This window comes from Streptomyces sp. NBC_01803, from assembly GCF_035917415.1.
In the GTDB taxonomy this organism is placed as follows: Bacteria; Actinomycetota; Actinomycetes; order Streptomycetales; family Streptomycetaceae; genus Streptomyces.
Genome location: NZ_CP109073.1, coordinates 1,513,193 through 1,534,349 on the forward strand (window position 1 = coordinate 1,513,193; position 21,157 = coordinate 1,534,349).

Here is a 21,157-nt window from a genome sequence, read left to right on the forward strand (position 1 = left end):
GGTAGGGCCTGAGACGCCTCAGACGGGGTCCTCGCCGATGTCGTCGGGATCGTCCAGAAAGCGCCGGACCTCCGCCATGCCGTCGTCGGCGGGCTCGCCGTCCGCCGCGACGCAGTCGGCCAGCTCCTTGCGGAGCGCCTCGGCGTCGACGCCGGCGCCGATCAGGACCAGCTCGGTGGTCGGGCCATCGGTGGGGGCCGGGTAGAACCGCAGGAACCGGCCGACGGCGTGCAGGGTGAGCCGTTCAGCGCCGAAGGAGACGAAGCCCTTGATCCGGTAGAGCCCGGTCGGCCTGCTGTCCAGAAAGCGCATCAGCCGGCGCGGGCCGAGCGGCCGGTCGGTGGTGAACGCCACGCTGTCGTAGGCGGTGTGGAGGTGCTCGCCGGGGTCGTCGTTCTCGTCGGCCGCCAGGTCGGCGAACGAGAGCTGCCGCGCGCCGGTCCGAGGCACCGCCGTGTCCGCCGTGTCCGCCGTGTCCGCCGTGTCCGACCGGTCGAAGAACAGGCCGGGGTCGACGCGCCCGTGCACGGCCTCCACGACGGGGACGCCACCGGCCCGCTCCCGCAGCCCGGCCGACAGGACGCCGCGCCGGGCGGCGTCGACCCGGTCGGTCTTGTTGAGCACCAGGAGGTCGGCGGCGCCCAGGTGGCGGCTCCGGTCCGGCTCGGCGGCGTCCACGACCTGAACGAGCCCGCCGTAGACGATGCGCGGGTTCTCGCAGGCCAGGATCATCCTGATCAGCACGGGCGGCTCGGCCAGTCCGCTGGCCTCGACGACGATGAGGTCGATCCCCGCGTCGGGCCGCGCCAGCCGTTCCAGCGCCGCGTCCAGATCCTCGGTGTCGACGGCGCAGCACAGGCAGCCGTTCCCGAACGACGCCATGGCGTCCACCTGTCCGGCCACCAGCATGGCGTCGACCGGGATGCTGCCGAAGTCGTTGACGACGGCCCCGATCCGGACCCCCTCGCGGTTGCGCAGCAGGTGGTTGAGAAGCGTCGTCTTCCCCACCCCCAGGAAGCCGGCGAGCACGATGACCGGAATCCGGCCGCTGACCATGTTCCGCACAGCGCCCGAGCCTAGCGGCACCCCGCCGCCCGTGATCACGGTCCCGCACCGCGCGCGGTGCGGGACCGCCGGGGCGGCTGGGGCGAACGAGGTTAGCCTTGCCTGTGTGAGCGAATGTGCGATTATCTCCCGGGCGCGGGCCGAGCCCCTCGCCGGCACGGCCACCACCGCCCGGACCTGGCTGCTGATCGAGCAGCCCGGTCCCTGGGGCGGCAAGGCGCTCACCGAGAGCCGGCTCGACCCCGGCCTCGGCCGGGCCCTGGAGGCCGCCGCCGAGGGGGCCGGGACCGGCGTCCGCGTCGCGCTGATCCGCCGCCCCCGCCGGGACGGCGAGCGGGCCGCGACCCGGCGGCGGGTCTGGCTGGCGCACACCAGCCCCGGTGCCCCGTGGATCCGGACCACCGAGCTCGGCGACGACCGCGCCGCGCGCGACCTGCTCGGCCTCGACTTCCCCCGTCTCGGCGCCGGTCACCACGACGGCCTGTGGGAGCCCCACCGGGGCGGTCCGCTGACGCTGGTGTGCACCAACGGCAAGCGCGACCGCTGCTGCGCGGTCCTCGGCCGCCCGCTGGCCGCCGAGATCGCCGCGGCCGGCGGCGCGGAGGTCTGGGAGATCACCCACATCGGCGGCCACCGCTTCTCCCCGACCCTGCTGACGCTCCCGCACGGCTACGCCTATGGCCGGATGACGGCGATCGCCGTCAAGGGCGTGCTGGCCGCCCTCCAGGACGGCCGGGTGGTGACGGAGCACTGCCGTGGCCGGTCCACCTGGGACCGTCCGGGCCAGGCCGCCGAGCTGGCGGTGCGGGAGCTGACCGGCGAGGAGGCCGCCGACGCCCTGACCGTGGAGACGGGGCCGCGGCACGGCGCGGCCTGGTCGGTGACCGTCGTGCACCGGGACGGCCGCCGCTGGCGGGTCGGGGTCGCCGAGGAGGCCGCCGACGAGCCGGCGCCCGCGAGCTGCGGCGCCGCGTTCACGCCTCAGCCCGCGCTGGTGATCACCTCCGCCGACCCGCTCCCCTGAGCGCCGGGCGCGTTCAGGTGTCGATACGGGAGCGGTCCAGGGTCGCCGCCGCGTTGGCGATGAACTCGCGGCGCGGCGCCACCTCGTTGCCCATCAGGAGACTGAACGCCTCCTCCGCGGCGTCCAGGTCGCCGATGTTGATCCGGCGCAGCGTCCGCTTGCGCGGATCCATCGTGGTCTCCGCGAGCTGGTCGGCGTCCATCTCGCCGAGGCCCTTGTAGCGCTGGATCGAGTCCTTGTACCGCACGCCCCGGCGGTCCAAGTCCCGCAGGGTCTCCCGCAGCTCGCCGTCCGAGTACGTGTACAAGTACTTGTCCTGGCCCTTCTTCGGATTGCTCAGCTCGACACGGTGCAGCGGCGGGACGGCCGAGAAGACCCGGCCCTGCTCGACCATGGGCCGCATGTAGCGCTGGAAGAGAGTCAGCAGCAGGCAGCGGATGTGCGCGCCGTCCACATCGGCGTCGGCGAGGAAGATCACCCTGCCGTACCGCGCCTGGTCGATGTCGAAGGTCCGCCCGGAACCGGCTCCTATCACCTGGATGATCGCTCCGCACTCGGCGTTCTTCAGCATGTCGGACACCGACGACTTCTGAACGTTCAGGATCTTGCCACGGATCGGCAGCAGCGCCTGGAACTCCGAGTTCCGCGCGAGCTTGGCCGTGCCCAGGGCGCTGTCGCCCTCCACGATGAACAGCTCGCTGCGCTCCACCTCGTCGCTGCGGCAGTCGGCGAGCTTCGCCGGCAGCGCCGACGACTCCAGGGCCGTCTTGCGCCGCTGGGCCTCCTTGTGCTGCCGGGCGGCGATCCGGGTGCGGGCCGCCGCCACGACCTTGTCCAGGACCGCGCGGGCCTGCTGCTTGGCGTCCCGTCTGGTGGAGGTCAGGAAGGTCTTGAGCTCCTTGGCCACCACGGCGGCCACGATCCGGGAGGCGGCCGAGGTGCCGAGCACCTCCTTGGTCTGCCCCTCGAACTGCGGCTCGGCCAGCCGGACCGTCACGACGGCCGTCATCCCCTCCAGGGCGTCGTCCTTGGTGATGTCGTCCTCGGCGACACGCAGCAGCTTGGTGGCGCGCAGCACCTCGTTCACGGTCGTCCGGACGGCCCGCTCGAAGCCGGCGATGTGGGTGCCGCCCTTGGGGGTGGCGATGATGTTGACGAAGGACTTCAGCGTGGTGTCGTAGCCGGTGCCCCAGCGCAGCGCGACATCGACGTACAGATCGCGTTTGACCTCGGTGGGGATCATGTGGCCGCGGTCGTCGAGGACCGGGACGGTCTCCTTGAACGCTCCCTCGCCCTGGAGCCGCAGCACGTCCGAGACGGGCTTGTCCGGCGCCAGGTACTCGCAGAACTCGCCGATGCCGCCGTCGTAGCGGAAGACCTCCTCGGACGGCTCCGCGCCCTCCACGCCGCGCTCGTCGCGCACCACGATCGTCAGCCCGGGGACCAGGAAGGCCGTCTGGCGGGCGCGGGCGTACAGGGTCTCCAGGGAGAGCTTGGCGTCCTTGAGGAAGATCTGCCGGTCCGCCCAGTACCGCACGCGGGTGCCGGTGCGCGTCCTGGGGATCTTCTTGCCGGTGAGCAGTCCGCCGGCCGGGTCGAAGGGGGCGTCCGGACCGGACTCGGTGAAGATGCCGGGGGTGCCGCGCCGGAAGCTGATCGTGTGGGTGCGCCCGCCGCGGTCGACCTCCACGTCGAGCCGGGCGGAGAGGGCGTTCACCACCGAGGCGCCGACCCCGTGCAGGCCGCCGGAGGCCGCGTAGGACCCGCCGCCGAACTTCCCGCCCGCGTGGAGCTTGGTCATCACGACCTCGACGCCGGACAGACCGGTCTTCGGCTCGATGTCGACGGGGATGCCGCGCCCGTTGTCCCGCACCTCCACCGAGCCGTCCTCGCCGAGCAGGACATCGATGTGGTCGCAGTGGCCGCCGAGCGCCTCATCGACGGCGTTGTCGATGATTTCCCACAGGCAGTGCATCAGGCCGCGGCTGTCCGTCGACCCGATGTACATCCCGGGGCGCTTGCGCACCGCCTCCAGCCCCTCCAGAACCAGCAGGTGCCGGGCGGTGTAGTTGCCTCCAGGATCGGATCCGGTCAGCAGTGCGGTAGATGGCACGGACGTGTCGGCGGTCACGCAGTTCGCTCCTCGCTGAATCCAGATCTGTGGCTTAGTGCCGCTCAGAGGGTACCGAGGCCATGTAGAGCGGTTGTGCAGCTACCCGAGGAATATCAGAGTAGCCCAGAGTCGTTCACGTGTTCGATGACTCGTCCGGGTGACGCGCACGTCACGTTCCCTTCGAGGCATGAACCATTTAGGCTCCGGGCACGTCCTTCTGAACGGGAGGACCGACCCCGGATACACCGAGGTAGCCGGAACAAAACGACCAAGACAGCGCTTATAACAACGATCCACCTGCAATACGGCTCATTCGCCGCCAACCGGCAGCGTTCGGCCATCTCGGCAGAAAGTTTTTGAGCGAGAAAGCCGCGAGCGGGAACGTTCTCGGCCTGGTTGGATGTTGTCCCTGGTACGACAGCTCGTCGAGCTAGAGAAGAGGCGACGTGACTACTGTTCTGACCCCCGCGACCCCACTGACGGCCGGGGACCGCTGCGACCGCTGTGGTGCCCAGGCGTATCTCCGCGTGGTCCTCGCCAACGGCGGTGAGCTCCTGTTCTGCGCCCACCACGGGCGCAAGTTCGAGCCGGAGCTCAAGAAGATCGCTGCGGAGATACAGGACGAGACGGAGAAGCTCACGGCGACTCCTGCTCCCGTACACGACGACGAACGCTGATCCGCGGCGTATCTCGTCGCATCAACGACGGGCTCGGTCCGGCCCTCGAGCCGGAGGACGGGCGGTCACCCCGGTGCCATCCGGGGTGACCGCCCGTTGCCTTTGAGACCGTCGGTTCCGGCACCGACCGCGCGCAGCAGCTCGGCGACCGCGGAGCCGCGCGTGTAGACACCGGGGAGGCCGGGCTCGCCGCAGCCCGTCCCCCACGAGACCAGGCCGACCAGCAGCCCGCCGGCCACCAGCGGGCCGCCGCTGTCGCCTTGACAGGCGTCCCGGCCGCCACCCGGTGACGCCGCGCACACCATCGACTCCGCATCGAAACGGCTGCCCGCCGCGTTCCCGCCGTCGGCCTCGTAGGCGTCCGCGCAGGCCGCGTCGTCCAGCATCCGGACCCGGGCCGAGCGCAGCCGGTCGGCATAGCTGCCGTCTCCGGCGGTGTCCCCCCAGCCGAGGACGTCGGCCGGCGTGCCCGCCGTGTAGGCGGGATTCCCCCGATCTGCCACGGTGATGGCGAACCGCGCCGGAAGCGGCTGAGCGAGCGTGAGCACGGCGAGATCGCCGGCGTTCGTCAGCTCGTCGTAGGCCGGATTGATCCACACCCCAGTCACCGGCACCTCGCGGCCGGCCGTGCCGTTCAGGTCGTCCCGGCCGACGATCACCGCCAGATCGCGCAGGTCCCCGCGCCCGGCGCCGGGCGCGGGCCGGGTCAGGCAGTGCGCGGCGGTCACGACCGTGCGACCGCCGACGACCACCCCGCCGCAGAACTGACCCGAACGGGCGTCTCCGAACAGCGCGCGACTGCTCAGCGCCACCGCCCACGGGCTGCGGGACACCGAAGCCGGATGACCGCCGACCACGGCGGCACCGGCCGCGGCGGCGGGGTGCTGGGACGGGAGGGCCGACAGGAGCGGCCAGGACAGCAGGGCCGCGGCCAGGACGGACAGCGAGACGGTGCGCGACGGCCGGGACGGATGACGCATGGAGGCTCCTGGAACCGTACGGAATCCTGTAACCACCCAGCGTCACGGCGACGGCCGCGGCGCGCATCCCGAAGCGCCCGCGGCCGTCGTGCTGCCGTTGCGCCCCGCTCAGTCCAAATAGTCCCGGAGGACCTGCGAGCGAGAGGGGTGGCGGAGCTTGGACATGGTCTTCGACTCGATCTGACGGATGCGCTCGCGCGTCACGCCGTAGACCTTGCCGATCTCGTCCAGCGTCTTGGGCTGGCCGTCGGTGAGCCCGAAGCGCATCGAGACCACACCGGCCTCGCGCTCGCTGAGGGTGTCCAGCACCGAGTGGAGCTGCTCCTGCAGCAGGGTGAAGCTCACGGCGTCCGCCGGGACGACGGCCTCGGAGTCCTCGATGAGGTCACCGAACTCGCTGTCGCCGTCCTCGCCGAGCGGGGTGTGCAGCGAGATCGGCTCACGGCCGTACTTCTGGACCTCGACGACCTTCTCCGGGGTCATGTCGAGCTCCTTGGCGAGCTCCTCCGGGGTGGGCTCGCGGCCCAGGTCCTGGAGCATCTGCCGCTGGACGCGGGCGAGCTTGTTGATCACCTCGACCATGTGCACCGGGATACGGATGGTGCGAGCCTGGTCGGCCATGGCGCGGGTGATGGCCTGCCGGATCCACCAGGTGGCGTACGTGGAGAACTTGTAGCCCTTGGTGTAGTCGAACTTCTCGACGGCCCGGATCAGACCCAGGTTGCCCTCCTGGATCAGGTCCAGGAAGAGCATGCCGCGGCCGGTGTACCGCTTGGCGAGCGAGACCACGAGGCGGAGGTTGGCCTCCAGCAGGTGGTTCTTCGCGCGGCGGCCGTCCTCGGAGATGATCTCCAGCTCGCGCCTGAGCTTGGGAGCGATCTTGTCGGAGCTGGCCAGCTTGTCCTCGGCGAAGAGCCCCGCCTCGATGCGCTTGGCGAGCTCGACCTCCTGCTCGGCGTTGAGCAGCGGCACCTTGCCGATCTGCTTCAGGTAGTCCTTGACCGGGTCGGCGGTGGCGCCGGCCGCCGCGACCTGCTGAGCCGGCGCGTCGTCCTCGTCCTCGTCGGAGAGGATGAAGCCCTCGTTCTCGGGCTTGCCGTCGGGTCCCTCGCCGGGAGTGGCGCCCCGGACGGCCCGCTCGGCGGGCTCCTCCGGACCTTCCTCCTCGCCCTCAAGGAACTCGTCGACGATCTCCTTCTTCGAGTCCGTCTTCTTGCCCGGGGCCGCGGTCTTCTTCGCGGCGGCCTTCTTGGCCGGGGCCTTCTTCGCGGCGGCCTTCTTGACGGGCGCCTTCTTCGCCGCCGCCGACTTGCGCGCCTCGGGCCTCGCGGCCTCGGCGTCGCTCAGCGGTCCGCCGTCGGCGATCTCGGCGCCCTCGACGTCGACGGGTGGGTCCTCGGGGTGAGCCGTCGCGGTGGCCTTGGCGGGCGTGGTCTTCGCCGCGACCGTCTTGGTCGCTGTCCGCTTGGCCGTCGTCTTCGCGGCGACACTCTTCCGGGTGCGCTTGGGCGCCTCGGCGGCACTCACCATCAGCGTCACGCCCTCCTCGTCGAGGATCTGGTTGAGGCTGCGCAGAACGTTCTTCCACTGGGTTGACGGGATCTCGTCAGCCTCGAAGGCCCGGCGCACGTCATCGCCGGCGATCTGCCCCTCGGCCTTTCCCCGTTCGATGAGCGCCATCACAGAATTGGACTCGGCGATCTCTGCGGGGAGAGTACGGGAAGTGCTGGCCGACACGAACAACCTCTCGGAAACTCTGGGAACGGCTTGAGGTCCGCCCGGTGCAAGCGGGACCGTGACCGGCGGCGGGGGGAGCCGACGGCTTCGGTGGAACGGCGGCGGATCACTGTCCGGCCGCTGCGGCCACCTCTTCAATCATCGCGCTGCTCCCCGAAGCGTTACGCAGCTTTCGCGTGTCCCGAGTCACACCGCACGCTCGACTGTAGCGGGCCAGGGCGGAAGCGTCGCCGGAGCCCTGCCCGGACCGGGCCCGGCGACGCTTCGGTGCGCGCCGCGTCAGTGCTCGCGCGGAGCGGGAACCACATGGTCGGCACCTGCCGGGGCCGGTCCGGCGACCGGGGCCGCGGTCTCGGGGGAAAAGCTGAGAAGGTGCCGCATCGCGGTCTCGGCGGTCGTCGGCTCGCCGGACCCGATCGCGTCGACGATGCGCTGGTGCAGAGCGATGGACGCCTCGGTGGGGTGCTCGCATCCGGAGGAGGCGCCACCGGAGACCTGGAGAGCCGCGCCGATGATGCCGGAGAGGTGCTCCAGCATGCGGTTGCCCGCGGCCTGCAGCATCAACCCGTGGAACTCGGCGTCGGCGCGGGAAAAGGTGAGGGCGTCCCCCTGGGCCAGGGCGTGGGTCATGATGTCGACCATGTCGCCGAGGCGCTGCTGGACCTCGTCGGTGGCGTCGGCCGCCGCGAGCCGGGCGGCGAGGGGCTCGATGGTGAGGCGCAGCTCGCTCAGCTCGCGGCGCTGATCCTCGCGCTGCGGCCCGAAGGCGCGCCATTCGATGATGTCGGGGTCGAGCAGGTTCCAGTCGCCGACGGGGCGGACCCGGGTGCCGACGTTGGGGCGGGCGCTGACGAGGCCCTTGGCCTCCAGCACGCGCAGGGACTCGCGAACAACGGTGCGGGAGACCTCGAAGCGCTGGCCGATCTCCTCGGGGACGAGCGGCCGGTCGGCGCCCAGATCGCCGGAGACGATCATCTGCCCGAGCTGCTGCACAAGTTGCCCGTGCAGGCCGCGGCCGCGGGTGCCGGCGGCCCGGCGGCCGACGCGGCCCATGTCCGGGTCGCCGTCCCAGGCGGGCGCGTTGGTGGTGCGGGCGGCGCCGGTGGATTCGGCGTAGGAGTACCGGTCGAGCTCGCTGGGGCCGCCGCGGCCCGGGTCGGTGGAACGAGTGGGGGTCATCATGGAGTGCGCAAGGGTAGTCACGCCTCCTTTGTCGGCGGCGCCCGTTGGCACCTTGAGGTCTTTGGTGAAAAGCACACGAAAGGGTGATCGGCGACTCCCGCATAATTGACGCCTAACCGGAAGGAAATGGACGTCGCCCGTCCAAGCCGGACACCGCGCAAGGGCGTTGAGGCGGAGCGCCCCGCGGGCCGCCGCGCGCCGCCGGGCTACTGGCCGCTCAGCGCGGGCTGTTGCGCAGGCTGACGAGGGCGTATCCGCACAGCAGCACCGTGAGCGACAGACCGAGCGCCCAGCCGATCGGCTGGGACGCGAGGCGCACACTCGCGGACAGCCAGCGGTCGGCTCCGGACGGGAACGGAAGCGTGGTCAAGGCGTGCAGCCGACCCGACAGTCCGTCGAGCGACCGGCCCGCGGGTCCCACCGGCAGGGCCCGCAGCGCCGGGGCCAGCCCCAGGGGCACGGCGGCGACGGCCGCGAGCCCGAGGAACGTGGACCGGAAGACACCGGCGGCGAGCAGGCCCGCCCAGGCACAGGCGACGGACAGCGCGGCGGTGGCGAGCAGAACGGTCTGCCAGGGGCCGTCGATGGGGATGTGCTGGCCGAACAGGAGGGTGAGTGTGGTGGAGTTGAGGATGACGGTGGCACAGCACAGCAGGAGTGCCGCGGTCGCCGAGACGACGAGCTTGCCCGCGAGCAAGGAGAGTCTGCGCGGCACGAGGACCCGCGCCGGGGCGAGCGCGGGATAGCGGAACTCCTGGCCGAAGGCCAGCGCGCCGAGCACGCCCGCGGCGATCGCGACGGGGGGCAGGGGCAAGGGGCGGGGCCAGCCGGTGAGCACGCGCTCGGCGGAACGGGTGCCGGCCGAGGCCAGGACCAGGCCGGTCACCAGGGCGGCCAGCAGCGTGGCGCCCATCAGCCACCACCCGGTGCCCACCCCGGCCCACCGGCGGAGCTCGTAGCGCACCGGCCAGCTCGGCCCGGGCGGCGGCACCGCCGGGAGCCGGGGCGGCAGCGCCGCCCCGCGCGCGCCGGAACGGACGGCAGGGCGGCGGGCGCCGCCGGGCGCGCCCGCCGCCCTGCCGTCCGCGCGATGCAGCGGCCCGGCCGGTGCCCGGTCACCGGAGTCGCCCAGCTCGTCCGCGAGTTGATGCACCACGACGCGGTGCCGGTAGGCGATCTCGCCGACCACCGCGCAGTCGCTGCCGAAGACCGACAGCCTGTTGCCGGATTCCCGCACCACCTCCGCCGGACCCGCCCCCGCCGGATCCCGCTCCGTCCGGAACTCCCGGGTGAGCAGCGCCGCGAGCCGGTCGGCGTGCGGGGTGCGCACGGCCACCCGGGGCCGCAGCCGGGCGCGGGCGAAGTCCTCGACCGCCTGGTCCGCCACCAGCCGCCCGGCGCGCAGACTGACCACGCGGTCGGCGAACCGCGCGGCCTCCGCGGGGTCTTGACTGGTGACGAGCACGGCGCCACCGTGGTCCGCGTATCCGCGCAGCAGACCGCGCAGCCACGCGCCCTCGCGGGGGGACAGGCCGCGCGCGGGCTCGTCCAGGACGAGGGTGTGCGGATCGCCCAGCAACGCGACCGCCAGTCCCAGCCTGCGGTCCATGCCCAGCGAGAACCGTCCGAGCCGCTGGTCGGCGAGCCCACTGAGGCCCACCACGTCGAGCACGTCCTCGGCCCGGCCGGCCGGCATCCCGGCCACCGCGGCCAGCATCCGCAGGTGTCCGATCGCGGTGCGGCGCGGGTGGCCCGGGACGTCGCCGAGCAGGACGCCGACCTCCCGCGCCGGGTGCGGGACTCGGTCCAGCGGCCGTCCCCGGAGCAGCGCGACACCGCGTCCCGGGCACAGTTGGAGCGCCAGCCGCAGGGCCGTGGACTTGCCCGCTCCCGGCGGCCCGAGGAGCGCGGTGACACTGCCCGGGCGCGCCTCAAAGGTGAGATCGTCAACGGTCGGGGGCCGGCCGCGCCGAGTCGCGCTGGTGAGTCCGATGGCCTGGATCATCGATCCTCCCGTTGGGGGTGCACCCTGGCACGATAACGGGACATATCGGATTTTCCGCGCAACGCGCAGGCGTTGCGGACTACACCTCGGGGCGCAGCATCGGCGGGTTGAGCAGCGTCGCGCCACCTGCCCTGAACAACTGGGCAGGGCGACCGCCCTGACGGGTCGTCGTGCCGCCGACGGGCACCAGGAAACCGGGCGTCCCGGTCACCTTCCGATGGAAGTTGCGCGGATCGAGGGCGACTCCCCACACCGCCTCGTAGACCCTGCGCAGCTCGCCGACGGTGAACTCGGCGGGACAGAAGGCGGCGGCGAGCGAGGAGTACTCGATCTTCGACCGGGCGCGCTCCACTCCGTCCGCGAGGATCCGCGCGTGGTCGAACGCCAGCCGCTCGACGGCACCGCCCTCAGCGCCGCCCAGCAGCCGTGCCACGGGCGTCCACTGGGCGCTGCCCGCGTCACCGCCCGCCGTGGGAGCCGGAAGATCCGGGGCCAGCACCAGATGAGCCACACTGACCACGCGCATTCTCGGATCGCGGTGCGGATCGCCGTAGGTCGCGAGCTGTTCCAGATAGGCGCCCGCGTGCCGACTGCCCGCGTCCTGCGCCCGGAGCCCCGTCTCCTCGGCCAGCTCGCGCGCGGCGGCCGAGGCCAGGTCCTCGTCGACCCGGACGAAGCCGCCGGGGAGCGCCCACCGGCCCCGGTGCGGCTCCTCGGCGCGGCGCACGGTGAGGGCGCAGAGCGCATGCCGCCGGACGGTGAGCACGACCAGATCGACGGTGACGGCGAACGGCGGGAACTCCGACGGGTCGTAGGGCATGTCGTGATCATAGGGGGACCCACGACCGGAATCAGCGCCCGCGGGCGGCCCGCTGCTGCCGCATGCAGCGGCGCAGCGGCTCGGGATCCAGACCGTCGTTGCACGCCTGGTGCAACAGCCCGGCGAACACGTACTCCGGGTCCGTCTCCAGGGCCAGAGCGAGCGCCACCTGGGCGCCGGTCTCGTCCCCCGAGGACAAGGCGACCCAGCCGGCCAGGGTGAGCGGGGCCGCCGCGTGCTGCCGGTAGGCCGCGACGCAACGCCGGGCCAGCGCACGCCACAGGCGCAGCGCCACCGGGGCGTCGGCGCCCTCCATCCACTCGGCCGCCCGGTCTCTGCTGACTCGGTCCTGGAGGCCCAGGATGAGGTGCGCGGCGTCGTCCGAAGTGAGCAGCGCGTCGTCGGTGGCGTCGGCCGCCGCCTCACCACCACCCGCCGGGGCGGGGACCCGGCGGAAGCGGCCCATCAACCGCTCGGCCAGCTCCGCGGTCTCCACCCGGACGCCGGCCACGGCCGGGACACCGCCGAGCATGCGGGGCACGAGCGCGGTCGCCGCCGCGTCCAGCGCCCTGATCTGCCGGCCCTCGACGGGCTCGCCGAGCGGCGCGAACCGCCGTCTCAGCTCCGTCAGCGAGCCACGCACTTCGATCCCCGCGTACGCCGCGGCCACGGCCATCGCCGAAGTCCCCGCCCGGGGGAGCTCGTTCCCGTCGCCGGAACAGCAGCCGGGATCGGCGCAGCAGTACGACCAGTACCGGTCGCGCGAGACGTAGAGCGCCTCCCAGACGGGGACTTCGAGGGCGCCGCAGGCGGTGCGCAGCCGCTGGGCCAGCGGCCGGAGCCGCTCCATGGTGTCCGCGGCCGGGGCTCCGTCGGGCGGGTCCTGGCAGAGATAGACCACCGCCGCCTCCGGGCGGGTGCCCCGGGCCTCGCTGTTCTCCACCAGGCAGGCGGCGAGCTGGTCGGCGGTCGCGTCCCAGCCGTCCCGGCTGTCGGGAATGCCGGTGCGGATGCGCCCCCCGAGGCGCCCTCGCGGGCCGTGCAGGCCGATCAGCACGATGGAGTCGTCGGGGTGGTACCCCATGAGGTAGGGCAGGGCGTCGGCCAGCTCGGCCGGGCCGCGGAGCTTGACGCGGCAGTCGGACAGGGTCAGTACGGGCGCGGATCCGCTGTGTCGGGTCATGGCGTGAGGATGCCGGGTCCGGGCGGTTCGGCGGCGTCCGTTGTCCACAGCTCCGCCCGCGAAGCATACGAGTCATAAGAATGACCGGGTTATCCACAGGCTGGTTGGCGGGGACGCGGGGTCATCGGCTTGCATGGGGGCATGCGACACCCTTCCGCGGGCCCCGACCCGCGTCCCGAGCCGGAGACCGAGGAGCTGCGCGCGGCGGCGGACGCGGTGCTCTCGCGCCTCGTCGGCGATGTCGGCGCCCGGCTCCGCACCGACCAGTGGCGAGCCATCGAGGCGCTCGTCGCCCAGCGCCGGCGGGCGCTGGTGGTGCAGCGCACCGGCTGGGGCAAGTCGGCGGTGTATTTCGTGGCCACCGCCCTGCTCCGGGAGCGAGGCAGCGGTCCTACGGTGATCGTCTCCCCGCTGCTGGCCCTGATGCGGAACCAGGTCGAGGCCGCCGCCAAGGCCGGTATCCGGGCCCGCTCGATCAACTCGGCGAACATCGAGGAGTGGGACGCCGTGCGGGCCGAGGTGGAGGCCGGCGCGGTGGACGTCCTGCTCGTCTCCCCGGAGCGGCTGAACAATCCGGACTTCCGCGATCACGTCCTGCCCCAACTGGCCGCGACGACCGGCCTGCTGGTGGTCGACGAGGCGCACTGCATCTCTGACTGGGGCCATGACTTCCGCCCGGACTACCGCAGGCTGCGCACCCTGCTCGCCGAACTGCCGGCGGGCGTCCCGGTGCTGGCCACCACCGCGACGGCCAACGCCCGGGTGTCGGCGGACATCGCCGAGCAGTTGGGCACCGGCGTCGACGCGAGCGAGGCCCTGGTGCTGCGCGGGCCGCTGGAGCGGGAGAGCCTGCGGCTGTCCGTCCTGCGGCTGCCGGACGCGGCCCACCGGCTCGCCTGGCTCGACGGCAATCTCGACCGGCTGCCGGGCTCCGGCATCATCTACACGCTGACCGTCGCCGCCGCCGAGGAGGTGACCGCCCATCTCGCGGCGCGCGGGCACCGGGTGGCCGCCTACACCGGGCGCACGGAGCACGCGGACCGCCAGGCCGCCGAGGAAGATCTCCTGGGGAACCGGGTGAAGGCCCTGGTGGCGACCTCGGCGCTGGGCATGGGCTTCGACAAGCCCGACCTGGGCTTCGTGGTCCACCTCGGCTCCCCGTCCTCCCCCATCGCCTACTACCAGCAGGTGGGCCGCGCGGGACGCGGCGTGGCCCACGCCGAGGTGCTGCTGCTGCCAGGACCCGAGGACGAGGCGATCTGGCGGTATTTCTCGTCGCTGGCCTTCCCCCCGGAGGACCAGGTGCGGCGCACGCTCCAGGCGCTCGCGGACGCCGGCCGGCCGCTCTCGCTGCCCGCGCTGGAGCCCCTCGTCGACCTGCGGCGTTCCCGGCTGGAGATGATGCTCAAGGTCCTCGACGTGGACGGCGCGGTGCGCAGGGAACGGGGCGGCTGGACGGCGACCGGCGCCCCCTGGGAGTACGACGCGCTCCGGTACGCGCGCGTGGCGCGGCAGCGGGAGGCGGAGCAGCAGGCGATGCGCGACTACGCCTCGATGGCCGGCTGCCGCATGGAGTTCCTGCGGCGCCAGCTCGACGACGAGGAGGCCGCGCCCTGCGGCCGGTGCGACGTCTGCGCGCGGAGCCCGTTCGCCCCGGAGGTGGAGCCCGCCGCCCTGGAGGCGGCCCACGGCGAGCTGGCACGGCCCGGGGCGCCGATCGAGCCACGCCGCATGTGGCCGACCGGCCTGCCCGCCGTGGGGATCGAGCTGAAGGGACGCATCCCGGCCGGCGAGCAGGCCGCGCCCGGCCGCGCCCTGGGACGGCTGTCCGACATCGGCTGGGGGAACCGGCTGCGCCCGCTGCTCACCCCCGGGGCTCCGGACGCTCCGGTGCCCGACGACGTGGTGGACGCGGTGGTCACCGTGCTCGCCGACTGGGCACGGGCGCCCGACGGCTGGACGTCCGGCGCCGCCGGGGCACCGGGCCGGCCGGTCGGCGTGGTCACGGTCGGCTCGGCGTCCCGGCCCCGGCTGGTGCGCTCGCTCGGCGAACGGATCGCCGCCGTCGGGCGCATGCCGCTGCTCGGCACGGTGGAGCGGGAGCCCGGGACCGCCTCGCCCGGCCGCGGCAACAGCGCCCAGCGGGTGCGGGCGCTGAGCGGGTCACTCCGGCTGGCGCCCGAGCTGACGGAGGCGGTGCGGGCCGCGGGCGGGCCACTGCTCCTCGTCGACGACTTCACCGAGTCGGGCTGGACCCTCGCCCTGGCGGCGCGGCTGCTGCGCACCTCGGGCGCCGGGGAAGTGCTACCGCTGGTGCTGGCCGTGCAGGGCTGACGGTGACCGGGCTGCGGCGAGCTTCAGAACATGCCGAGTTGACCGGCGCTCTCCAGCGATTCGGTGGCCAGGGCGTCGCGATGAGAGGGGAGCTTGAGATGGCGCCAGCGGGGCAGCGCGTCGAGGTAGGCCCACGACCTGCGGTGGTGCGGGGTCGGGCCCAGCTCCTCCAGCGCGGCGCGGTGCGTGGGCGAAGGATAGCCGACGTTGCTGTCGAAGGCGAACTCGGGGTGCTCCGGGGCCAGTTCCACGAGCATCGCGTCGCGCCGCACCTTGGCGATGACGGAGGCGGCGGCCACCGCGACGCAGGACTGGTCCCCCTTGATGACCGTCCGCACCCGCCAGGGCGCGCCCAGATAATCGTGCTTCCCGTCCAGGATCACGGCGTCCGGCCACTCCGGCAGTCCCCCCAGGGCGCGGACGGCCGCCAGACGCAGCGCGGCTGTCATGCCGAGGCTGTCGATCTCCCCCGGTGAGGCGTGGCCGAGCGCGTAGGAGGTCACCCAGCCGGTGAGCACCTCGGCCAGGGCGGTCCGGCGCGGCGGCGTCAGCAGCTTGGAATCGGTGAGTCCCTCGGGCGGGCGGCGCAGTCCGGTGACAGCGGCGCAGACGGTGACCGGACCGGCCCAGGCTCCGCGCCCGACCTCGTCGACGCCCGCGACCAGCCGCGCTCCGGTGGTGGCGCGCAGCGACCGCTCGACTCGGTGGGTGGGAGGCTCGTACGGCATGACGCGAGCCACCCTATGTGCACCAGCCGTCGAAGGGCCGCTTGGGGGTGTGCCAGTGCTCGAAGGGCCGGTCGAGGTGGTACCTGCCGTCACGGCCGAGCAGCAGCTCCCGGGTCTCCCCGTTGCCCGGGTTGGACAGCGACTCGAACTCGGCGACGGACCAGTGCAGCCAGCGCATGCAGAACAGGCGCATCGTCAGCCCGTGCGTCACCAGCAGCACGTTCGGCGGGTGGTCCGGCTCCTCGAAGCTGCGCCACAGGCTCTCCAGGAAGGCCCCGACCCGGTCGTAGACATCGGCTCCCGACTCCCCTTGGGCGAAACGGTAGAAGAAGTGCCCATAGGCGTCGCGGGACCGCTTCTGGCGGAGCACGTCCTCGCGGTCCTGCCAGTTCCCCCAGTCCTGCTCGCGCAACCGCGGCTCCTCGCGCACCCGTACCCTGGCCGGATCGAGTCCGAGGGCGCGGAAAGTCTCGTGGGTGCGCCGGTACGGCGAGACGTAGGCGGACACCCGCTCCTGGCCGAAGACCGCGCGCAGCCGCTCCCCGGCGGCCTCGGCCTGCCGTCGGCCCTTCTCCGTCAACGCCAGCGCGTGGTCGGGAAGGTGCTCGTAGACGGAGTCGTCGTAGTTCCCCTGTGACTCTCCGTGCCGCAGGAGGACGATACGCCGGGGCTGTGCCATGGTGTCAGCCTAGTTCTGCGCCGAGCGGGAGGCCGGGGGCGGTCATACCGTCCAGGCCCGTTCCATGTCGATCACGTCGCCGGCGATGGTGGCGACGTCGGCCCCGGTCTGCGCGCGCAGCGCGAGCCGTTCCACCCGCTCGGTGCGGTACTTGGCGCGCTCAGCGGCCGAGTCCCACATCGACAGCACCAGGAACTCGCAGTCCGGCTCCGCCTCGGCGAAGACCCCGCGCAGCATCCCGGGCGATCCGGCCATCGCCGGGTTCCACACCTTCTCCTGCATCAGCGCGAAGTGCTCGGCGCGCTCCTTGTGGACGCGGCAGTGCGCGACCCGCAGCAGGTTCGCGTCGGTGAAGCGCGGTTCGAAGCCCATCTTGACGTCGAAGCGGTACTGGAAGAGCCGCACCCGCATGTCCTGGAACGTGCCGCTCTGGGCCGCCGCGAGCCGGTCGTGGGAGCGGGCCATGAAGGAGTCGTAGAACGCGCGGCTCTCCCAGAAGCCGAAGAGATGTACGACGCCCGGCCGGGTCCGGCTCCAGCCGCCACCCTGGGACCGGAATCCGGGCTCGCCGAGCAGTCCCGCCCACTTCCGCTGCCCGCGCTCGAAGCCGACTCGGTCGACGACGGTGCACCGCATCCACTTGACCAGCACCGCGCCATCGTACGGCCAACTCGCGTCAGGGGTGGACGAGATCGTCGATCACGCGATCACACCCAGCGCTTCCCGGCGGTCAACTCACCCGCCGGTACCGGTCCTTCATCGCGTGGCCGGGATCACCGGGCGGACCGGAAGTCGTCGAAGGCGATCCGGCCCACCGCGCGGTCGGGCGCGAGCAGCGCTCCTTCCCGCACCGCGCGGAACGCCTTCCCCGGCAGCCGCAGCGGCACCACGGAACGGCGCGTCCCCGCCGCCCGCGCCGCCGCCCGCGTGAGATCGCGCGCCGTGCGGATTTCGGGCCCCGCCAGATCGGCGACCCGTCCGGCCGGCTCGCCGACCGCCAGCTCCGCCAGCCGCTCGCCCGCCTCCCGCTCCGCCACCGGCTGCAGCCGCACCCCGCCGCCCAGCGTCAGCACCACCGGCAGCCGGCGCTGCGCCGCCACCAGCCGGGTGATCAGGCCGTGGAACTGCGTGGTCCGCAGCACCGTCCACGGCAGCCCGGATTCCGCGACGATCCGCTCGCACTCCAGCTTCGCCCGGTAATAGGGGAAGCCGGGCACCCGGTCGGCGCCCACGATCGAGATGTACACCAGGTGCGGTGCCCCGGCGGCCCGCGCGGCCTCGGCCAGCCGCCGCGTCATCGCCACGTCGCCCGACCCGTTCGCCGTCGCGCAGTGCACGACCGCGTCGGTGCCGGACAGCGCCGGGCCGAGCCCGCCACCGGTCCTCAGATCACCGCGCACCCACTCGACCGGCAGCCGCTCCCCCTCCGCGCGCCCCCGGCGGCTGAGAACGCGCACTTCGTGCTCGTCCTCCAGCAGCCTGCGCACGACCTCGCGGCCGAGTGTCCCCGTACCGCCGGTCACCAGGATCACGCTGTGCATGATCGCCCCATGGTCATGGTCATCGCCTTCCGCCGCCTCCATCCTCGCGGAGCCGGCCGGAACGCGCAGCCGCACCATGGGCGGGCCGGACAGGCCGGTGCCACCCACCGCGCGCGGCACGGCGGGTGGCACCGGGGATCACTAGCTGCAGCCGCTCGTGGAGCCGCAGCCCTCGCAGAGGTAGCAGCTACCGGCGCGGCGCATCTTCGTCCCGCAGGACAGGCACAGCGGCGCGTCCGCGTTCAGGCCGAGCTGGATCTCCAGCAGCTCGGTGGAGCTGTGCGCCTCCTTCGGCGCGGGCCGCTCCTCCTCCGGCTCCGCCGCCGCGGCGGGCGCCGCCGCCGAGCCGCCGGACCGGCCGGCCTGCGGCTGGCGGGGCGCGGATTGGGAGAGCCCCTCGACGTCCATGTCTTCGTCGGCCGACTCGTACGAGCCGGTCTCCAGGTGGCGCTGCCGCTCGCCCGCCGTGTGGATTCCCAGGGCCGACCTGGTCTCGAAGGGCAGGAAGTCCAGCGCCAGCCGGCGGAAGATGTAGTCCACGATGGACTGGGCCATCCGGACGTCCTGGTCGTCGGTCATACCGGCCGGCTCGAAGCGCATGTTGGTGAACTTCGAGACGTACGTCTCCAGGGGCACGCCGTACTGGAGGCCCACCGAGACGGCGATCGAGAAGGCGTCCATCATGCCCGCCAGGGTCGAGCCCTGCTTGGACATCTTCAGGAAGACCTCGCCCAGCCCGTCGTCCGGGTAGGAGTTCGCCGTCATGTACCCCTCGGCGCCGCCCACCGTGAACGAGGTGGTGAGCCCGGGCCGGCCCTTCGGCAGCCGCTTGCGCACCGGGCGGTACTCCACGACCTTCTCCGGCTCGGGAGCCCGGGCCGACCCCGTCGGCCGCTCGCCCTCCTTGTCCTTCTTCTTGGCGGACAGCGGCTGACCGACTTTGCTGTTCTCCACATACACCGCGAGGGCCTTGACGCCGAGCTTCCACCCCTGGAGGTAGATCTCGGCCACGTCGTCCACCGTGCTGGTGCTCGGCATGTTGACCGTCTTGGAGATGGCGCCACTGAGGAACGGCTGGGCGGCGGCCATCATCCGCACGTGCCCCATGGGCGCGATCGACCGCTCCCCCATGGCGCAGTCGAAGACCTCGTAGTGCTCGGGCTTCAGACCGGGGGAGTCGACGACGTTGCCGTGCTCGGCGATGTGCGCGACGATCGCCTCCACCTGCTCCGGCTGGTACCCCAGGCGCTTGAGGGCCTTGGGCACGGTGTTGTTCACGATCTGCATCGAGCCGCCGCCGACCAGCTTCTTGAACTTCACCAGCGCCAGGTCGGGCTCGATGCCCGTGGTGTCGCAGTCCATCATCAGGCCGATCGTGCCGGTCGGGGCCAGCACGGACGCCTGCGCGTTGCGGAAACCGTTCTTCTTGCCCAGGCGGAGAACGTCCTGCCACGCCTCGGTGGCCGCCGACCAGACCGGGGTGTCCAGGTCGTCCATCCGCCGGGCCGCGTCGTTGGCCTCGGCGTGCTGCCGCATGACGCGGTTGTGGGCGTCCGCGTTGCGGGCGTACCCGTCGTACGCGCCGACGACCGCGGCCAGCTCGGCGGAGCGCCGGTAGGAGGTGCCGGTCATCAGCGAGGTGATCGCGCCCGCCAGGGCCCGGCCGCCGTCCGAGTCGTACGCGTGGCCGGTCGCCATCAGCAGCGCGCCGAGGTTGGCGTAGCCGATGCCGAGCTGGCGGAAGGCGCGCGTGGTCTCGCCGATCTTCTGGGTCGGGAAGTCCGCGAAGCAGATCGAGATGTCCATGGCCGTGATGACCAGCTCCACGACCTTGGCGAACCGCGCGGCGTCGAACGCCTGGTGGCCCTCGCCGTCGTCGGAGAGGAATTTCATCAGGTTCAGCGAGGCCAGGTTGCAGCTGGAGTTGTCCAGGTGCATGTACTCGCTGCACGGGTTGGACGCGGTGATCCGGCCGGTCTCGGGCGAAGTGTGCCAGTGGTTGATCGTGTCGTCATACTGAATGCCGGGGTCGGCGCACACGTGGGCGGCCTCCGCCATCTTGCGGAACAGACCGCGGGCGTCGACCTCCTCGATGATCTCGCCGCTGGTCCTCCCCCGCAGGCCGAACCGCTCGCCGGCCTCGACGGACCGCATGAACTCGTCGGTGACTCGCACCGAGTTGTTCGCGTTCTGGTACTGCACCGACGTGATGTCGTCGCCGCCCAGGTCCATGTCGAATCCCGCGTCGCGCAGCGCGCGGATCTTCTCCTCCTCCTTCACCTTGGTCTCGATGAAGGCCTCCACGTCCGGGTGGTCCACGTCCAGCACGACCATCTTGGCCGCGCGGCGCGTGGCGCCGCCCGATTTGATCGTCCCGGCGGAGGCGTCCGCGCCGCGCATGAAGGAGACCGGACCCGAGGCGTTGCCCCCGGAGGACAGCAGCTCCTTGGAGGAGCGGATACGGGACAGGTTCAGCCCCGCGCCCGAGCCGCCCTTGAAGATCATCCCCTCTTCCTTGTACCAGTCGAGGATCGACTCCATGGAGTCGTCGACGGAGAGGATGAAACAGGCGCTGACCTGCTGCGGCTGCTTGGTACCGACGTTGAACCACACCGGCGAGTTGAAGCTGAAGACCTGGTGCAGCAGCGCGTAGGCCAGCTCGTGCTCGAAGGTCTCGGCGTCCTCCGGGGAGGCGAAATACCCGAAGTCCTCGCCCGCCCGCCGGTAGGTCTTCACCACGCGGTCGATGAGCTGCTTGAGGCCGGTCTCGCGCTGCGGCGTGCCGACCGCCCCGCGGAAATACTTGCTCGTGACGATGTTGACCGCGTTCACCGACCAGAAGTCGGGGAACTCGACGCCACGCTGTTCGAAGTTGATCGAACCGTCGCGCCAGTTGGTCATGACGACGTCACGGCGCTCCCAGACCACCTCGTCGTAAGGGTGCACGCCGGGGGTGGTGTGGATGCGCTCGATCCGCAGGCCCTTGCTTCCCTTGCCACCCTTGGTGCGGGAGCCTCGTGCCGGGCCGCTCGTCGTCTCAGTCATTCCGCCTCCCTGTTCGGGCACAACGCCCTGGTGTGACCCGGCCG

General features: G+C 72.4%; 16 protein-coding genes. 3 read left to right on the top strand and 13 right to left on the bottom strand.

Annotated features, from left to right (window positions below):
• Positions 1 to 18: 18 nt before the first annotated feature.
• Complete coding sequence (locus OIE51_RS06340) at positions 19 to 1,056, bottom strand: CobW family GTP-binding protein (RefSeq protein WP_326600521.1); 1,038 nt, start codon at positions 1,054 to 1,056, stop codon at positions 19 to 21.
• 115 nt (positions 1,057 to 1,171) lie between these two features.
• On the opposite strand from OIE51_RS06340, the gene OIE51_RS06345 reads away from it, so the two are divergent.
• On the top strand, positions 1,172 to 2,089 hold the full coding sequence (locus tag OIE51_RS06345) for a sucrase ferredoxin (protein ID WP_326596158.1): 918 nt from the start codon (positions 1,172 to 1,174) through the stop codon (positions 2,087 to 2,089).
• 13 nt (positions 2,090 to 2,102) lie between these two features.
• On the opposite strand, the gene OIE51_RS06350 is transcribed toward OIE51_RS06345, so the two are convergent.
• Positions 2,103 to 4,220 (bottom strand): DNA gyrase/topoisomerase IV subunit B, encoded by a 2,118-nt coding sequence (locus OIE51_RS06350; protein ID WP_326596159.1) that lies wholly within the window; start codon positions 4,218 to 4,220, stop codon positions 2,103 to 2,105.
• A 428-nt stretch (positions 4,221 to 4,648) separates the two neighbouring features.
• Between OIE51_RS06350 and OIE51_RS06355 the strand changes: the two genes are divergently transcribed.
• Positions 4,649 to 4,879 carry a DUF7455 domain-containing protein gene (locus OIE51_RS06355; RefSeq protein WP_326596161.1) on the top strand — a complete coding sequence of 77 codons (231 nt, stop codon included), beginning with the start codon at positions 4,649 to 4,651 and terminating at the stop codon, positions 4,877 to 4,879.
• A gap of 65 nt (positions 4,880 to 4,944) precedes the next feature.
• Here the strand turns inward: OIE51_RS06355 and OIE51_RS06360 are convergent, their stop codons facing one another.
• The 6 genes from OIE51_RS06360 to OIE51_RS06385 form a co-directional block, all read right to left on the bottom strand.
• A complete protein-coding gene (locus OIE51_RS06360; RefSeq protein ID WP_326596163.1) occupies positions 4,945 to 5,859 on the bottom strand; it encodes a S1 family peptidase in 915 nt (304 codons plus the stop codon).
• Positions 5,860 to 5,967: 108 nt separating this feature from the next.
• On the bottom strand, positions 5,968 to 7,602 hold the full coding sequence (locus OIE51_RS06365; protein ID WP_326596164.1) for an RNA polymerase sigma factor: 1,635 nt from the start codon (positions 7,600 to 7,602) through the stop codon (positions 5,968 to 5,970).
• A gap of 273 nt (positions 7,603 to 7,875) precedes the next feature.
• Positions 7,876 to 8,853, bottom strand: a complete 978-nt coding sequence (locus OIE51_RS06370) for a FadR/GntR family transcriptional regulator (protein WP_326596165.1) — start codon at positions 8,851 to 8,853, stop codon at positions 7,876 to 7,878.
• A gap of 142 nt (positions 8,854 to 8,995) precedes the next feature.
• Complete coding sequence (locus tag OIE51_RS06375) at positions 8,996 to 10,783, bottom strand: ABC transporter ATP-binding protein (RefSeq protein WP_326596166.1); 1,788 nt, start codon at positions 10,781 to 10,783, stop codon at positions 8,996 to 8,998.
• Between the two features lie 79 nt (positions 10,784 to 10,862).
• Positions 10,863 to 11,603 (bottom strand): NUDIX hydrolase, encoded by a 741-nt coding sequence (locus OIE51_RS06380; protein ID WP_326596168.1) that lies wholly within the window; start codon positions 11,601 to 11,603, stop codon positions 10,863 to 10,865.
• 31 nt (positions 11,604 to 11,634) lie between these two features.
• Positions 11,635 to 12,786, bottom strand: coding sequence for a DUF4192 domain-containing protein (locus OIE51_RS06385; RefSeq protein ID WP_326596169.1), 1,152 nt, complete (start codon positions 12,784 to 12,786; stop codon positions 11,635 to 11,637).
• 141 nt (positions 12,787 to 12,927) lie between these two features.
• Here OIE51_RS06385 and OIE51_RS06390 point away from each other — a divergent pair, with 141 nt between their 5' ends.
• A complete protein-coding gene (locus OIE51_RS06390) occupies positions 12,928 to 15,120 on the top strand; it encodes a RecQ family ATP-dependent DNA helicase (RefSeq protein ID WP_326596170.1) in 2,193 nt (730 codons plus the stop codon).
• A gap of 23 nt (positions 15,121 to 15,143) precedes the next feature.
• On the opposite strand, the gene OIE51_RS06395 is transcribed toward OIE51_RS06390, so the two are convergent.
• The 5 genes from OIE51_RS06395 to OIE51_RS06415 all read right to left on the bottom strand — a co-directional run bounded on the left by OIE51_RS06395 (position 15,144) and on the right by OIE51_RS06415 (position 21,113).
• Entirely contained in the window at positions 15,144 to 15,848 is a 705-nt protein-coding gene (locus tag OIE51_RS06395; protein ID WP_326596171.1) for a ribonuclease HII, read from the bottom strand.
• 13 nt (positions 15,849 to 15,861) lie between these two features.
• Positions 15,862 to 16,527, bottom strand: a complete 666-nt coding sequence (locus OIE51_RS06400; protein WP_326596172.1) for a histidine phosphatase family protein — start codon at positions 16,525 to 16,527, stop codon at positions 15,862 to 15,864.
• A gap of 42 nt (positions 16,528 to 16,569) precedes the next feature.
• Entirely contained in the window at positions 16,570 to 17,178 is a 609-nt protein-coding gene (locus OIE51_RS06405; RefSeq protein WP_326596174.1) for a YdbC family protein, read from the bottom strand.
• Positions 17,179 to 17,300: 122 nt separating this feature from the next.
• A complete protein-coding gene (locus OIE51_RS06410; protein ID WP_326596175.1) occupies positions 17,301 to 18,200 on the bottom strand; it encodes an SDR family oxidoreductase in 900 nt (299 codons plus the stop codon).
• A gap of 9 nt (positions 18,201 to 18,209) precedes the next feature.
• A complete protein-coding gene (locus OIE51_RS06415; RefSeq protein WP_326596177.1) occupies positions 18,210 to 21,113 on the bottom strand; it encodes a vitamin B12-dependent ribonucleotide reductase in 2,904 nt (967 codons plus the stop codon).
• Between the last annotated feature and the right edge of the window lie 44 nt (positions 21,114 to 21,157).